The sequence below is a fragment of the Novilysobacter erysipheiresistens genome (genome assembly GCF_036663935.1).
Taxonomy (GTDB): Bacteria; Pseudomonadota; Gammaproteobacteria; order Xanthomonadales; family Xanthomonadaceae; genus Novilysobacter; species Novilysobacter erysipheiresistens.
Window position 1 is genome coordinate 50186 of sequence record NZ_JAXGFP010000003.1, and the last position, 15066, is coordinate 65251.

Here is a 15066-nt window from a genome sequence, read left to right on the forward strand (position 1 = left end):
ACGGCCGAGACAATGTACAGGTCGCGACTGACGTCGCTCCTACCAGAGCACCCCGCGAACTAGGCCAGCTTCGCAAGCCGCAACTGGAACAACGTCTTGGTCACCAGCAAGCGCTCCTCAATCGGCTTCAACACCAGGTCGTTGGCGCCAGCGCGCAGCAGCGCGCTCTGGTTGTCCGCGTTGGCGTCGCCGGTCATCACCAGCACCGGCAGCCGCCGCTTGCCGTAGCCGAAGTCGTGGCGGACGCGGTCGAGCAGGTCCTTGCCCTCCAGTTCGCCCTTCAGGTAGACGTCGGTGAGGATCAGGTCGGTGCCCGGGTCGTCGGCGCCGCGCAGGCCTTCGAGGTACTCCAGCGCCGACTCGACATCGACGAAGTGCAGCACCTGCATCTGCTGACGCTCGAGCATGCGCTTGGTCGCCAGCGCGACCACCTTGCTGTCCTCGACATACAGCACCCGCGCGCCGGGGATCGGCGCCGGCTGCACGTAGCCGCGGATGAACTCCGCCAGCGCGGTATGGCCGAGCGCCTTGTCGAAATAGTCGGTGACGTCCTCGGTGAACTGCCGCGACTCCAGGTGCGACTGGGCGTCGGCGGAGACCACGATCACCGGCACGTAGGCCTGCCCCGCGGTCTCGCGTACCGCGCGGGCCAGGGCGATGCCGTCGCCATCGGCCAGCGACAACGAGGTGGTGACCAGGTCGACCGGGCCGGCCGCAAGCGCGGCGCGGGCATCGGCGATGTCGGCGCAGGGCACCACCTCGACATTCTGCAGCTCGCGCACGAGCACGTCGCCGATCAGCTTGCGCACCAGCTTCGAGCCGTCGACAACCATCACCCGCGGGGCGTCGGCGGCGACGTGGCGCAGCTTGTCTTCGATCTCGCTCATGCGTGCGCGCTCATGTGTCCATGCTCATGTGTCGGTGGGCCGGGTCTGGCGCAGGTAATGGCCGGTGACCAGGCCGGCGCCGATCCAGCCGAGCACGCCGGCGCCGATCACGATCGCGATCGCGGCGACCGGGCCGAAACCCTGCAGGGCGAAATCGCTGCCGTAGCTGCGCGCCAGTTCCGCCAGCGGCGCGCGCAGCGACAGGTCGGCGACGGTCAGCAATGCCAGTGCCAGCGCGCCGGCAACCACGCCGTAACTCAGGCCCAGGTACAGGAACGGCCGGCGGATGAAACCGTCGGTGGCACCGAGCAGCTGCAGCACGCCGATCTCCTCGGTGCGCTGCTGGATGTCGAGACGCACGGTGTTGCCGACCACCAGCAGCGCGCCGAAGCCGAGCATCGCCGCCAGCACCCAGGCCAGGCGGCCGCCGAAACGCAACCAGCCGTCGAGGCGTTCGCGCCAGGCGGCGTCGTGCTGGACGATGTCGGCCTCCGGCAGTTGTTGCAGTGATGCCGCCAGCAAGGCCTCGTCGCCGCTCGGGCTGACCACCAGCAGGCTCGGCAGCGGGTTGCCGTCGAGGCTGGAAATCGTCTCGCCGAGGCCACTGGTGCTGCGCAGTTCGGCCAGGCCCTGTTCCGGGGTGTGGTGCTCGACCGCGGCGACATCGGCGCGCGCGCGCAGTGCGTCGGTCAGCGCGGCGGCGCGTTCGAGGCTGATTTCGGGCTTGAGGAACAGGCTGATCTGGCGCGCGTCCTGGACGTCGCCGGCGAAACGCTCGACGTTCGCCAGCGCCACCCACAGGCCCAGCGGCAGGGCCAGCGCGACCGCCATCACCCCGATCGTCAGCGCGGTCGACCACGGTTTCTTCAGCATCCGCCCGGCGCTGGCGACCAAGCTGTAAATGTGGTGGTCGAACCAGCTGCCGAATCGGGATTGCGACTTCGCCGCCGGACTGTTGGTCGCGCTCATTCGGCCAGGTCCTGCGGCGAGATGTCGTCAGCCAGCTGGCCCTGGTTGAGCACCAGCACGCGCTTCTTCATGCGCTTGACCAGCGCCAGGTCGTGGCTGGCGACCAGCACGCTGGTGCCGCGCTCCGGCAGCGCCTCGAACAGCGCCATGATCTCGGCCGACAGGGTCGGGTCGAGGTTGCCGGTCGGCTCGTCGGCGACCAGCAGCGCCGGCTCGCCGACGATCGCGCGGGCGATGCCGACGCGTTGCTGCTCGCCGGCCGACAGCTGGGTCGGCAGTGCCTGCGCGCGGGCGCCGAGGCTGACCCGGTCGAGCACCGCCCGCACCCGCTTGTTGATCTCGGCCCGGCGCAGGCCCTGCAGCAGCAACGGCAGGGCGACGTTGTCGGCGACGCTGCGGTCGGCCAGCAACCGGTGGTCCTGGAACACCACGCCGACGTTGCGTCGATGCATCGCGACCTTGCGTCCGCGCACCCGTAGCAGGTTCTGCTGGCCGAACAGCACCGCGCCGCGACTCGGTCGCTCGGCAAGGTGGATGAGTTTCAGCAGCGTGGTCTTGCCGGCGCCGGAGTGGCCGGTGAGGAACAGCATCTCGCCGGCGCCGACCTCGAAGCTGACCTCTCGCAGCGCCTGCTGGCCGCCGCTGTACTGCTTGCTGACGTTGTCGAAGCGCAGAACGCTCATCGCGCACCTGTCGAAGACGATGGCGCCAAGTATCGGCGGCGGCGGCGGCGATGGCTAGGGCGGTAGCCGATGACGTTCGTGTTCACAACGCTGCGCGTGGAAACCGATTCCGATGTAGGAGCGACGTGAGTCGCGACCCGCCGACCGCTGGAGGCGATGTACAGGTCGCGACTCACGTCACTCCTACGCCCGCGCTGGAGATCCGGCGGCGGCTTGGGCTTGCCGCCGGAAGTCCGCGTCCTTTAGTGCTGCGAATTCGGGCCGCGGGTCACCATCGCCTGCAGGCCGCGCTTGATCCGGCCGAGCAGGCCGGTCTTCTCGCTGGCCGGCTTGGTCGCCGTGGCGGCCGGCTTGGGCTTGTTGGCCGCGACTTGGGTGGCCTTGCCGCTGTTGCCGGCCGGGCTGCGCTTGGGCTGCTGGACTTGGCCCGGGGCCGACTGGTCGGCGGCGCTGTCACCGGCTCCCTCGATCTTGCGGCCGCCGCGGCGGCGCCGACGCTTGCGCGGCGGACGCGATTCGCCGTCGACACCGGCCGGCACGCCATCGGTCGCGGTCGCCGCGGTCTGCGGACGCGGCTTTGGCGCAGCTGCGCCCGGAGCCTGCGTCTCGTCCTGTGCCGGACCACCCGCGACCTTGTCGGCATCGGCCGTGCTCTTCTCTCGACGCGGCCGGCGCGAACCACTCCCGCCCTCGCTGCGACCGCCGCTGCTGCGACCGCCACCGCCGCTGCGGCTGCCCGAACCGCCCGCTCCGCTGCGGCCACGACCACCACCACGACGCTCCTCTTCGGCCGCGCGCTGCTCGCGCGCCTCCTTGAAGATCGCGCCGACGCTCTCGGATTCCTCGCCCTCGACCGGCTCGCGCTTCGGCCGCGGCCTGGAGACCAGCAGGTCGGCCTCGACCGGCGCGGTCGGCACCTTCTGTTCGATATAGGCCTCGATGTCCGGCAGGCTCATCGCGTAGCGCTCGCAGGCGAAGCTGATCGCGTCGCCCTCGGCGCCCAGACGGGCGGTGCGGCCGATCCGGTGCACGTAGTCCTCGGCGTCGAACGGCAGGTCGTAGTTGTAGACGTGCGACACGCCGTCGATGTGCAGGCCACGGGCGGCGACGTCGGTCGCGACCAGGATTTCGAGCTGGCCCTTCTGGAACTTCGCCAGCAGCGACTCGCGCTTCTTCTGCGGCACGTCGCCGCTCAGCACGCCGACCCGGTAGCCGCCGCGCTCCAGCGCCCGCGCGACCCGTTCGACCCAGACCTTGGTGTTGACGAACACCATCGTCCGCGCACCCTCGCTGCGCGACAGCAGGCCCAGCAGCAACGGGATCTTCTCCTCGTCGGACGGGAAGTACATCAGCTGGCGCACGCTCGAGTTGGTGATGAACTCGGACTCGACGACGAGCTTCTCGGGCTCGTTCATGTGCTCGTAGGCCAGCTCCAGCACGCGGTGGCTCAGGGTCGCGGAGAACAGCAGGGTCTGCCGCTCGGTGCGGATCGGCATCCTCCGCAGCAGGAAGCGGATGTCCTTGATGAAGCCGAGGTCGAACATGCGGTCGGCCTCGTCGAGCACGCACATCTCGCAAGCGTGCAGCGACACCACCTTGTGCTGCTTGACGTAGTCGATCAGCCGGCCCGGGGTGGCGATGATGACGTCGACGCCTTCCTGCAGCAGCGCGCGCTGCTTGTCGTAGTCGACCCCGCCGTAGACCAGCGCGAACCTGAGGCCGAGCTCGGAACCGAACTTCACCGCGTCCTTGTGGATCTGGATCGCGAGCTCGCGGGTCGGCGCTAGGATCAATGCGCGCGGATCTTCCGGGTTGCGCTCGGTCAGCGCCGGGCGGGTCAGCAGGCGGTTGATGACCGCGATCAGGAATGCCAGGGTCTTGCCGGTGCCGGTCTGGGCCTGGCCGGCGACGTCGCCGCCGGGCAGCGCCACCGGCAGGGTCAGCGCCTGGATCGGGGTGCAGCGGGTGAAGCCGGCGGTCTCCAACCCGGCCAGCAGGCTCGGATGCAGGTCAAACGAGGAAAAGGAAATATCGGTAAGGGGCTTGTCGCTCATGCGGTCGGTCATCTCAGGTCTGGGGGTCCCACGCGGTGGCGCGAAATGGACGTGCTTGCGTGGGTGGCGTCGGCGAAGCAGACTGCCGGGGTCGGCCAGTTTTTCCCTGACCGCAGCGTGCGGGGGCCTTGAATGCCGCCGCGAAACGCCCCAGTTTAACGCAACCCCCGGCAAAAGCCCGGCCGCGCCTCAGCCGCCGGCGCCCGACCCATCATCCTTCCCACCAGGAGAGCCTTGTGAGCGATAAAGTCATGCAGGTCGGCGATGCCGATTTCGAGTCTGCCGTGCTGCAGTCGTCCGAACCGGTGCTGGTCGACTTCTGGGCCGAATGGTGCGGCCCGTGCAAGATGATCGCCCCGGCACTGGACCAGCTCGCCGAGGAGTACGCCGGCAAGGTCAAGATCGCCAAGGTCAACGTCGACCACAACCGCGCCACCGCGATGAAGTACCACGTGCGCTCGATCCCGATGCTGCTGCTGTTCAAGGACGGCCAGGTCCAGGAGACCCAGATCGGCGCGGTCGGCAAGGGCCAACTGGCGCAGTTGATCGACAAGGCGCTCTGAGGCGACCGGCCGCCGCGCCGCCCGGATCATGAACCGCGGGGCACCGCCCCGCTTGCTGCCGCGCAATAGCGGTGCTAGTTTCAGCAAACCCGGCGTGTTGCAGGCGCCGCACCCCTTCTTGAAATCACTCATCAGTGACCACGTCCCCGACGTCCCGCTCGCCGCTGCGCGAGCGCTCGCCGCTTAGCGAGGAACTCCCGCTTGTCCGATAACACCCCCGATGCTGGCGATACCGCCGAGAAGCGCGTGCGCAAGCCGCGCGTGAGCAAGGCCGACTCCACGCCCGCTGCCAGCAAGACCGAGTCGGCCAAGGCCGACACCCCCAAATCCGAACCCGCCAAAAGCGAGCCGAAGGCCGCGCCGACCGAGGCCCGCCCGGCACCCGCCGCGTCCGGCGCCCCGGCATCCGCGCCTGCGCAGACACCGGCACCGGCCAAGGCCGATGCGCCGAAGGCAGCCGCCGAATCCGCCGCTCCCTCCGGCGGTGGCACCACGAGCGACGGCAATACCGCCCGTACCGAGGGCCAGCCGCGCAGCGACAACCAGCAGCGCGCCGACCAGAACCAGCCGCGTGGTGACCAGCAGCGCGGCGGCGGCGACCAGGACGGCGGCCGCGGCAACCGCCGCGAACGCTTCCGCAACCGTCGTGAGCGCGGTGGTGGTGGAGGCGGCGGCGGTGGTGGTGGCAACCGCGGCAACCGCGACGGCTTCCCCAGCGACGACGGCGGCAACGAGACCTTCGTCCCACGGCCGAACCCGCAGGTGCCCGAGGGTTTCCCGCAGTACTCGCTGGGCGACCTCAAGCGGATGCCGGCGCACAAGCTGCTGGAGATCGCCGAGCAGCTGAACATCTCCGAGGGCGTCGCCCGCGCGCGCAAGCAGGACGTGATCTTCGCCGTGCTCAAGGTGCTGACCCGCCACGGCGAAGGCGTCGCCGCCGACGGCGTGCTGGAGATCCTGCCCGACGGCTTCGGCTTCCTGCGCGCGGCCGAGGCCAGCTATCTGGCCGGCCCCGACGACACCTACATCTCGCCGAGCCAGATCCGCCGCTTCAACCTGCGCACCGGCGACCACCTTTCGGGGCGCATCCGCTTCCCGAAGGACGGCGAGCGCTACTTCGCGTTGTCGATCGTCGACACCATCAACGGCGAGCCGCTGGAAGCGTCCAAGAACAAGGTCCTGTTCGAGAACCTGACGCCGCTGTTCCCGCGACGCAAGTTCACGCTGGAACGTGGTGACGGGTCGACCGAGGACATCACCGGCCGCATCCTCGATTTGATGGCGCCGCAGGGCAAGGGCCAGCGCGCACTGATCGTGTCGCCGCCGAAAGCCGGCAAGACCATGCTGATGCAGCAGGTCGCGACCGCGATCACCCACAACCACCCCGACGTGCACCTGATCGTGCTGCTGGTCGACGAGCGGCCCGAGGAAGTCACCGAGATGCAGCGCACCGTGCGCGGCGAAGTGGTGTCCTCGACCTTCGACGAGCCGGCCGGCCGCCACGTGCAGGTCGCAGAAATGGTGATCGAGCGCGCCAAGCGCCTGGTCGAGCACAAGAAGGACGTGGTGATCCTGCTCGACTCGATCACCCGCCTCGCCCGCGCCTACAACAACGTGCTGCCGAGCTCCGGCAAGATCCTGTCCGGCGGCGTCGACGCCAACGCCCTGCATCGCCCGAAGCGCTTCTTTGGCGCCGCGCGCAACGTCGAGGAAGGCGGTTCGCTGACGATCATTGCAACGGCCTTGATCGACACCGGCAGCAAGATGGACGAGGTGATCTACGAGGAGTTCAAGGGCACCGGCAACTCCGAGGTGCACCTCAACCGCCGCATCGCCGAAAAGCGCGTGTATCCCGCGATCGACATCAACCGCTCCGGCACCCGCCGCGAGGACTTGCTGATCGAGCCGGAGCTGCTGCAGAAGATCTGGATCCTGCGCAAGCTGCTGCATGGCATGGACGAGATCGGCGCGATGGAGTTCCTGCTCGACAAAATGAAGAACACCAAGTCCAACGACGAGTTCTTCAGTTCGATGCGGCGCTGAGTCGAGCATTGGCTGCAACGAAAGCGCCCCGCATTGCGGGGCGCTTTTTTGTTCCCGTCGATGGCGTCGTGCTTGCCGGGAATGCTGTTTCCCGTGAAAGCCGCGTGCCCGACCGGGGGCGTCCGCGCATAATCTAACGCGAGGAGTTCGCATGCACCGTAGTGGCCTCGATCTGGCTCAGGGCATTCCTACTTCAATCGGAAATACCCGCATCGAAATCAATCACAGCTAGTTTCTAAGCGTCCTGATTGCGTTTACATACCAGTTGAAGGCCGAAAGATCCGACCGACTCAGCTGGTTGCCAACCTGCTGCCGATAGCCCGTCACATGGGGACATTTTACTTCAAGACAGAATCGCGCTGAAACCGGGCTGGTCGCTGAACAGCCGCCATACAGGTCACATATGTAGCTATCTCGGGCCATCTCGTATATTTCACGCAATCTGCGCTCACTCCCGACGCTTCGCTCTGAAGGCGGCGGAGAAAGAACCTCTGCTCTCACCATGTAGTCAAGCCCCGCACGAACAGAGTATGGATCCTGCGCTTGTTTGATATAACTTTCTGCAAAATCGAGTGCCGAGTCCACCCCTTGCGTTCTTTCAATTTGAGACAATTTCATCGAAAATTCGGTGCGAACCGACTGTTTGTATATATTTACCGACTCGACATCACTTATCGGGGCGACTCCTTTACAGAACTCCCTCATTATGGCGCCAGCCTGACTCGAACCCCCTGCATCAGCTTCCGCGCGGGATAGATCCTGCGCGCATGCGTGAGACCACTCAAGAACATAGCTGGCTAACTGCGGGCTTTCTGGTCCGTACCGTGCGAGCAACTCGTTCTTACCGGCCATAAAGTTTTTTTCGGCTAGAGCATACCCGCCCCCCCAAGTATCCAAACGCGTTGAGGTTGCAGCCGACAATGATTCTTCGTGGGCGGCAGCCAAGGTCGCTTCGTCCTTGGGATCTGTATTTACTGAACTATCACGCTCCGACGTGCCATCCAAGACAGTTGGACTACCTTGCCAAAGAACACTGACACCTAAACAAATACCGAGAACCGCCAGTAACAGTGCCAGCCATCTGGGCACTTTTGGCGCTGACTGAATTCCTGTGCCTCTCATTGAATGCCCCCACCTGTAGCGTTTCATGGTCCGATCGAGACGGGCTAGAAGATCGAACCTCTAGCCCGCCTGAAAGGCAAGTGTTCAATCCTGAATCAAGGTATTTGACCGCCCGGCGGAATAGGTCCATTCCTACCGCCGCCACCGCAGCTATTACCCCCAACTAACGTGCCTGGGATTGGACCGCCCGGAAATGGCTCAGTCATCATTGCACCTGAAAGAAAATAGAGTTCGCTACTACCATCGTCATACTTGATCCGAACCTTCCGACCATTAGGGGTGGCGCGGAGAGAAATAACGCGAGCCACCGCAGTTCTCCAATCCCTGTTGGCATGGTCATGACGTGCATATACGCCGCTGCACCGAGTTGCAGGGGGGCTATCAGCGTTGTTTGGAGTGTCGACTATAGACTGGGGATTGTTTGGTGTAGTGCCACTGCCGCCACCACCACTCGGGAAACTGCCGACCCCACCGCCACCGCCGCCACCGCCGGAGGCGAAGCAGCCGTAGAAGCTTGTATAGCTGACTCCATCAACTGTAACTGTAGACGTATTGCAGTAGACGCCACCGCCTATGGGATAGAGCGCGAATGCACTACCGCTGACTAATAGGCAAACCAGCGCAAATATAAATAGTGAAATTTTACGCATTACCATTTCCTCCTGAAATTGGTTTCCTTTGCTACTACTCGCTTCCTTGATTAGATGTTCTCTCCCTCCTCTTTCCCGCCGATGAAATCGGTTTCGTAGGCACATTGAGTCGTGCCATTTTGATAGCAATCATTGAGATGAGTTTATTTACAAGTGTGCGATTGCTCCATTCGCATTCACGTCTAGACGGCTCTAGAGCGGAAAACTCCCTGCGCCTTCATTTATCACGCAACACCAATCGCGTCAAGGCGCGCCCCTCCTCGCGATGCGTGGGTTGAAGGATGCTGATGCCGCTAGCTGCGTGGGCCTTTTAGTCCGGTTTGCACCGGGTGAGACTGTGCTGGTCGAACTGGAGTGCCGACAGCGGTGGCGCTCGGACATGCGTAGCATTTCTGTTCAATACCAGTACCAGAAGTACGCAGACGATGAATGGACGCAACACCTGCGATGCGCGACGCGAGCTGGAGCAACTGTTCGGCGCCGACCGTGGCGAGAGCGTGCTGGGCTACGAGGAGTTCAAGGGCACCGGCAACTCCGAAGTGCACCTGAACCGCCGCATCGCCGAGAAGCGCGTGTACCCGGCGATCGACATCAACCGCTCCGGCACCCGCCGCGAGGACCTGCTGATCGAGCCCGAGCTGCTGCAGAAGATCTGGATCCTGCGCAAACTGCTGCACGGCATGGACGAGATCGGCGCGATGGAGTTCCTGCTCGACAAGATGAAGACGACCAAGTCCAACGACGAGTTCTTCAGTTCGATGCGGCGCTGAACCGGCGACCGTTCGATACGAAAGCGCCCCGCGAATCGCGGGGCGTTTTTTTGTCCCCGCCGATGACAGCCCGCGCTGGCCGGGGACGCTGTTTCCCGTGAAAGCCGCGTGGCCGACCGGCGGCATCCGCGCATAATCGAACGCAAAGGAGGTGCGCATGCACGGTGGTGGCCTGGAACTGGCCTTGGTGTTCCTGCTCGCGGCGGTGATCGCGGTGCCGGTGTTCCGGCGCTTCGGGCTGGGCGCGGTGCTGGGCTACCTCGCCGCCGGGGTGGTGCTGGGGCCGTACGGGATCCGGGTGATCCGCGACGCCGAGCCGGTGCTGGCGGCGTCGGAAATCGGCGTGGTGATGATGCTGTTCGTGATCGGGCTGGAGTTGTCGCCGTCGCGGCTGAAGGTCATGCGCAAGCCGGTGTTCGGTGTCGGTGGCGCGCAGATGCTCGCCAGTGGCTTGATCCTCGGGCTGCTGGCGACGCTGGTCGGGTTCGGCTGGAAGGCGGCGCTGGTGGTCGGCCTCGGGCTGGCGCTGTCGTCGACCGCGGTTGGCCTGCAACTGTTATCGGAACGCAAGGCGCTGACCAGTGAGCACGGCCGGCTGGCGTTCGCGATCCTGCTGTTCCAGGACCTGTGCGCGATCCCGTTGCTGGCGGCGATCCCACTGCTAGGGAAGGCGGCGGCGGTGGAGGCCGGCGGGCTCGGCTGGGACGCGGTGCTGAAGGCGGTCTTGGCGATCGTGGCGCTGGTGTTCGGCGGCCGGGTGCTGCTGCGACACGTGTTCCGGGTGGTCGCGCGCTCGATGATGCCGGAGGTGTTCACCGGCGCGGCGTTGCTGACGGTGCTGGGGTCGGCCTGGCTGATGCAGGTCGCCGGCCTGTCGGCGGGACTGGGCGCGTTCCTGGCCGGCGTGCTGCTGGCCGACTCGGAGTTCCGCCACGAACTGGAAGCGCAGATCGAACCGTTCAAGGGCCTGCTGCTGGGGCTGTTCTTCATGGCAGTCGGCATGAGCATCGATCTCAAGCGGGTGATGGCCGAGCCGCTGCTGATCGAGGCGATCGTGCTGGCGCTGCTGGTGGTGAAGTTCGCGATCCTGTGGGGGGTCGGGGTGCGCCCAGGCGGGATGTCGCGGCGCGATGCGCTGCAACTGGCGGCGGTGCTGGCGGTCGGCGGCGAGTTCGCGTTCGTGGTGTTTTCCGAGGCGGTCAAGGCTGGCCTGCTCGACGACGTGATGCGCGACCGGCTGGTCGCGGCGGTCGGCGTGTCGATGGCGCTGACGCCACTGCTGATGATCGCGATCGCGCGTTTCCTGCGCGGCCATCCGGTGGCGCGGCCGGAACGTGATTACGACCCGATGCCCGATGACGGCCACCCTCAGGTGTTGATTGCCGGCTTCGGCCGCTTCGGCCAGATCGTCGCGCGCCTGCTGGTGGCGCAGAAAGTTCCGTTCATCGCGATCGAGCACAGCGCCGACCAGGTCGACTTCATGCGTCGCTTCGGCAATCCGCTGTTCTATGGCGATCCGGCCAAGCCGGAGTTGCTGCGTTCGGCCGGTGCCGCGCACGTGCGGGTGTTCGTGATCGCGATCGACGACCCCGAAGCCAGCCTGCGCACGGTGCGGGTGATCCGGCGGTTGTATCCGCAGGCCAAGGTGATCGCCCGCGCGCGCGACCGCCGGCATGCCTGGGACCTGATGGACCTCGGCGCCCAGTCGCAGCGCGAGATGCTGTTGTCGAGCCTGAAGGTCGGCGAGGACGTGCTGGTCGCCCTTGGCGTGCCGACCGCGGTCGCGCGCGACCACGGACGCAAGTTCCTCGCCCACGACGAGCGTTTGCTCAACGCGCAGTATCTGGTCCACGACGATGCCGAAGCGCTGATGCAGGCGTCCAGCGATGCCCGGCGCGAACTGGAGCAGCTGTTCGACGCCGACCAGGGCGCCGGCGTGCTCGGCGGCATCACCGGGCGCAAGGACGGGCCGTCGAAAGAATCCGCCGAACCCGACGGCGCCTGAAGGTCAGCGCCGGTCGCGCAGGAACCGCGCCATCGACACGTCGCCGCCCGGCGTGGTCGGCGCGAACTCGGCGGCGATGTCGATGAAGCCGCGCATCACCGCGATCTCGCGCGGGCTGCGGTTGAGGGTGTCGCGCAGGTCGGGATCGGCGCCGGCGCGCAGCAGCCACTTCACCACCTTCAACAGCCCGTGCAGCGCGGCCAGGTGCAACGGGCCGAAGCCGCGCGGGTCCTGGATGTCGAATCGGGCGTCGTGGTCGAGCAGCTGTTCGAGGCCGGCGATCAGCACGTCCTCGTCGGCGGCGCTGCCGGGTTCGGCGCGTGCGCCCAGCAGCAGCAGCAACGGGGTGGCGCCGCCGGCGGCGGTGTCGATCGCGGCCTCGCCGTTGGCCAGCAGCAGGGTGTCGAACAGCGCGACCAGGCGGATCCGCTCGCGCGCGCCGAAACCGAACATCGCCGCGCAGTGGAGCGCGGTGCGGCCTTGGGCGTCGAGTGCGTGGACGTCGGCGCCGGCACCGAGCAGGCGTGCGGCGAGGTCCGGCAGGCCGAGCGCGCTGGCGACCATCAGCACGGTCAACTCACCCGGCAGGCGTTGTTCGATGTCGGCGCCGGCGGCGAGCAGGCGGTCGACGATGTCGGCGTGGCGCATGCTGACCGCCGCCGACAGCGGGGTCGCGCCGGAACTGGCCGCCAGCGACGAGTCGGCGCCACGCGCCAGCAGCAGGTCGACCACCGCGCGATGGCCGCCGCCGGCCGCGCGCAGCAGGGCGCTGCAGCCCTGGCTGTCGAGCGCGTCGACCGGCAGGCCGAGGTCGAGCAGGCGGCGCACCGCGTCGGCGTCGCCGACGATCGCCGCGGCGGGCACGTCCGCGGCCTGCAGGCGCCGGCGCGGCAGCGGCCAGCCGCGCCAGTCAAGCCAGTCGGCGAGGTCGCGGCGGCCGGCCGACAGCGCGACCCCGAGCGGGGTCTGGCCATCGGCGGCGACCAGGTCGGGCGCCGCGCCGTGGGCCACCAGCTGCCGCAGCATCGCCTCGCGGCCGAGCGCGGCGGCCAGGTGCAGTGCGCTCATGCCGTGGCTGTCGCGGGCATCGAGTTCGACCCCGGCCGCGAGCAGGCGTTGCAACAGGCGCGACCAGCCGAGCCGCACCGCCAGCGCCAGCGGCGGGTCGCCGGCGCGGGTTGGCGCGAATGGATCGGCGCCGTGGTCAAGCAGACGCAGCGCGTCCACCTCCAGCACCGCGCCCGGTTGCTCGCTGGCGACGCAGGCGGCGAGGAAGCGCGCCAGGCCACCGGCGCCGGCCGGCGACACCGCGCGGTCGAGCAACAACCGCAACGACGGCAGCGCCGCCGGGGCACGGCCGAGCAGGACGAACATCGGGGTGCGACCAGCACCGTCGCCGACTTCGGGGTCGGCGCCGTGGGCCAGCAGCCACTCGATCTGGTGCGGCGGCAGCAGCGCGTCGCCGTCGTGCAGCAGCGCGCCCAGTTCGGCCGGGGCGAGCAGCGCGGCGACCGCAGCGAGTTCGGTTTCGCGGCCCTCGCCGAGGCCCTCGCGCAGCAGCGCGGCGGGGGCGCGATCGGCCAGCGCGGCTTCGTCGGCGCCGCTGATGCTGGCCGGCAGTGCATACGTCGGATCGAGCGCGGCGACCAGCGGCCAGCGGCCGGCTTCGGCGGCGCGGTCGAGCGGACGCTTGCCGTCGTGGTCGCGCTGCTCGGGATCGATGCCGAGCGCGAGCAGGCGCCGGATCAGGTCCGGAGTCGCGCCCTCGGCCATGCAGGCCAGCGCCAGCACGTTGCGGCCGTGGCCGTCCTGGCTGGCGACTTCGGCGGCGCCGCCGCTGGGCAGCTTTTCCAGTAGGCGGTCGAGGACGTCGAGGTGGCCGCCGCGGGCCGCCTCGTGCAACGGACTGCAGCCGGCGGCATCGGCCATCGCCGGGGTCGCGCCGCCGGCGAGCAGGGCATCGACGATCTCGGCGTGACCGGCCAGCGCCGCCTCGTGCAGGGCGCTGCGGCCATCGCGGCTACGCGCGTCGACCTTGGCCTTGAGCTTGAGCAGCAGCAACACCCCGGCCGGATCGTCGTCCTCGCCGCCGGCCGCGGCGAGCAGCGCCGGCTGGCCGTCGACCGGTTCCGGCCGGGCGCCGCGCTCGAGCAGGAACCGTGCAAGCCGCCAGTTGCCGGCGGCGCAGGCGACGCCGAGCGGCGACAGGCCATCGTGGTTGAGTGCCTCCAGCTCGGCGGCGGCATCGCGCAGCAACGCGGCCACGCCGGGGTCGGAACTGCGCGCGGCGAAATGCAGCGGGGTGTTGCCCTCGGCGTCGGTCGCGCGCGGGTCGGCGCCGTTGGCGAGCAGGGTCATCACCGCGTCGGGGCGGCCGTGCCAGCTGTCGCGGGTGGCGGCCAGCAGCGGGGTCATGCCGGTATCGGCATTGTTGAGGTCGACCCCGCGCGCGATCAGCGCGCGCAGCAGGCGCAGGTCCGGCAGCACCGCCGCCAGCACCGCGAGGCTGCGCTGGTCGCGGTCGTCGGCCGGCGGCGGCGCGTGGGGGTCGGCGCCGGCCTCGATCAGTTCCAGTGCCGCCTCGACCCGGCCGCTGCGGGCAGCCGCGTACAGCGCCGGCTCCAGCGGTTCGCTCGGGACCGGGCGGGTGACGACGACATCATCGGCAAGCGGGGCGCGCTGCCCCGCCGATGCGGGCTGCGGATCGACAGCGACATCGGCTTCCGCCTCGGTACCCGCGGCGTCGCCATGCGCCAGCTCGTCGCCGTACTCGTCCTCGCCGAGGTAGCTCAGCGCATCGGCCGGTGCCACCCGCTGCAGCCAGCCGTGCAGCGCCGCCGATCCCAGCAGGAACACCAGCGCCAGCGCCCAGCGCATCACATTGCCGAGCAGGCCCGGCCATGCCGCCAGCACGATCGCGCCGGCCAGCGCGGCCACCGCCGCCGCGACGCCGAGCCCGCGCCAGGCACCCAGTTCGACCGCGACCAGCGCGCGCCAGTGGTCGCCGAGCGCACCGCCATCGCGTTCCAGCCCCTGCCACAGCGGCCACAGCCGCCACAGCGCCAGCAGGGCAAGACCGACCACCGTGCTCAGCGCCAGCGCCGCCATCAGCGAGCCGCCATCGAGCAGCGCCGACAACGGCCAGGCCACCGCCAGCGCGAATGCCACGACCACGCCGAGCCACAGCAACAGCAACGGCGGCAATCCATGACGCAGGCGATCGATGCCGAGCGGCAGGCGGGTGCGCCAGTGCCGCGCCGCCAGCGCGAACAGCGGCTGCGCCAGGGTCCCGGCGATTGCCGCCGTCCAGCTCCCCAGGC

General features: G+C 68.2%; 9 protein-coding genes and 1 pseudogene. 4 read left to right on the forward strand and 6 right to left on the reverse strand.

Annotation, left to right across the window (positions count from 1 at the left end; genetic code table 11):
* Positions 1–59: 59 nt before the first annotated feature.
* The 4 genes from SNE34_RS06320 to rhlB all read right to left on the reverse strand — a co-directional run bounded on the left by SNE34_RS06320 (position 60) and on the right by rhlB (position 4593).
* Positions 60–887 carry a response regulator gene (locus tag SNE34_RS06320; RefSeq protein ID WP_332615808.1) on the reverse strand — a complete coding sequence of 276 codons (828 nt, stop codon included), beginning with the start codon at positions 885–887 and terminating at the stop codon, positions 60–62.
* Positions 888–911: 24 nt separating this feature from the next.
* Positions 912–1856, reverse strand: coding sequence for a permease-like cell division protein FtsX (ftsX, locus tag SNE34_RS06325; RefSeq protein WP_332615810.1), 945 nt, complete (start codon positions 1854–1856; stop codon positions 912–914).
* The gene (gene ftsE, locus SNE34_RS06330; protein ID WP_332615812.1) at positions 1853–2539 is read right to left on the reverse strand and encodes a cell division ATP-binding protein FtsE; all 687 of its coding nucleotides are present in this window, start codon (positions 2537–2539) and stop codon (positions 1853–1855) included. Before ftsE ends, ftsX begins: the two co-directional genes overlap by 4 nt.
* 242 nt (positions 2540–2781) lie before the next feature.
* Positions 2782–4593, reverse strand: a complete 1812-nt coding sequence (gene rhlB, locus SNE34_RS06335; protein WP_332615814.1) for an ATP-dependent RNA helicase RhlB — start codon at positions 4591–4593, stop codon at positions 2782–2784.
* Positions 4594–4829: 236 nt separating this feature from the next.
* Here rhlB and trxA point away from each other — a divergent pair, with 236 nt between their 5' ends.
* Positions 4830–5156 carry a thioredoxin TrxA gene (gene trxA, locus SNE34_RS06340; RefSeq protein WP_332615816.1) on the forward strand — a complete coding sequence of 109 codons (327 nt, stop codon included), beginning with the start codon at positions 4830–4832 and terminating at the stop codon, positions 5154–5156.
* 201 nt (positions 5157–5357) lie between these two features.
* Positions 5358–7199, forward strand: coding sequence for a transcription termination factor Rho (gene rho / locus SNE34_RS06345; RefSeq protein WP_332615817.1), 1842 nt, complete (start codon positions 5358–5360; stop codon positions 7197–7199).
* A 228-nt stretch (positions 7200–7427) separates the two neighbouring features.
* Here the strand turns inward: rho and SNE34_RS06350 are convergent, their stop codons facing one another.
* On the reverse strand, positions 7428–8348 hold the full coding sequence (locus tag SNE34_RS06350) for a hypothetical protein (protein ID WP_332615819.1): 921 nt from the start codon (positions 8346–8348) through the stop codon (positions 7428–7430).
* A 1129-nt stretch (positions 8349–9477) separates the two neighbouring features.
* On the opposite strand from SNE34_RS06350, the pseudogene SNE34_RS06355 reads away from it, so the two are divergent.
* Positions 9478–9741: pseudogene (locus SNE34_RS06355) on the forward strand (transcription termination factor Rho); the annotation flags it as partial.
* A 157-nt stretch (positions 9742–9898) separates the two neighbouring features.
* Complete coding sequence (locus tag SNE34_RS06360; RefSeq protein WP_332615821.1) at positions 9899–11746, forward strand: monovalent cation:proton antiporter-2 (CPA2) family protein; 1848 nt, start codon at positions 9899–9901, stop codon at positions 11744–11746.
* Positions 11747–11749: 3 nt separating this feature from the next.
* On the opposite strand, the gene SNE34_RS06365 is transcribed toward SNE34_RS06360, so the two are convergent.
* Positions 11750–14854, reverse strand: coding sequence for an ankyrin repeat domain-containing protein (locus tag SNE34_RS06365; RefSeq protein WP_425604478.1), 3105 nt, complete (start codon positions 14852–14854; stop codon positions 11750–11752).
* Positions 14855–15066 lie beyond the last annotated feature (212 nt).

Excerpts from the sequence above, each read along its gene's own strand:
- SNE34_RS06365 (WP_425604478.1), bottom strand. The coding sequence starts at position 14,854 with ATGGCGGCGCTGGCGCTGAGCACGGTGGTCGGTCTTGCCCTGCTGGCG.
- ftsE (WP_332615812.1), bottom strand. The coding sequence starts at position 2,539 with ATGAGCGTTCTGCGCTTCGACAACGTCAGCAAGCAGTACAGCGGCGGC.
- rhlB (WP_332615814.1), bottom strand. The coding sequence starts at position 4,593 with ATGAGCGACAAGCCCCTTACCGATATTTCCTTTTCCTCGTTTGACCTG.
- ftsX (WP_332615810.1), bottom strand. The coding sequence starts at position 1,856 with ATGAGCGCGACCAACAGTCCGGCGGCGAAGTCGCAATCCCGATTCGGC.
- SNE34_RS06320 (WP_332615808.1), bottom strand. The coding sequence starts at position 887 with ATGAGCGAGATCGAAGACAAGCTGCGCCACGTCGCCGCCGACGCCCCG.
- SNE34_RS06360 (WP_332615821.1), top strand. The coding sequence starts at position 9,899 with ATGCACGGTGGTGGCCTGGAACTGGCCTTGGTGTTCCTGCTCGCGGCG.
- SNE34_RS06350 (WP_332615819.1), bottom strand. The coding sequence starts at position 8,348 with ATGAAACGCTACAGGTGGGGGCATTCAATGAGAGGCACAGGAATTCAG.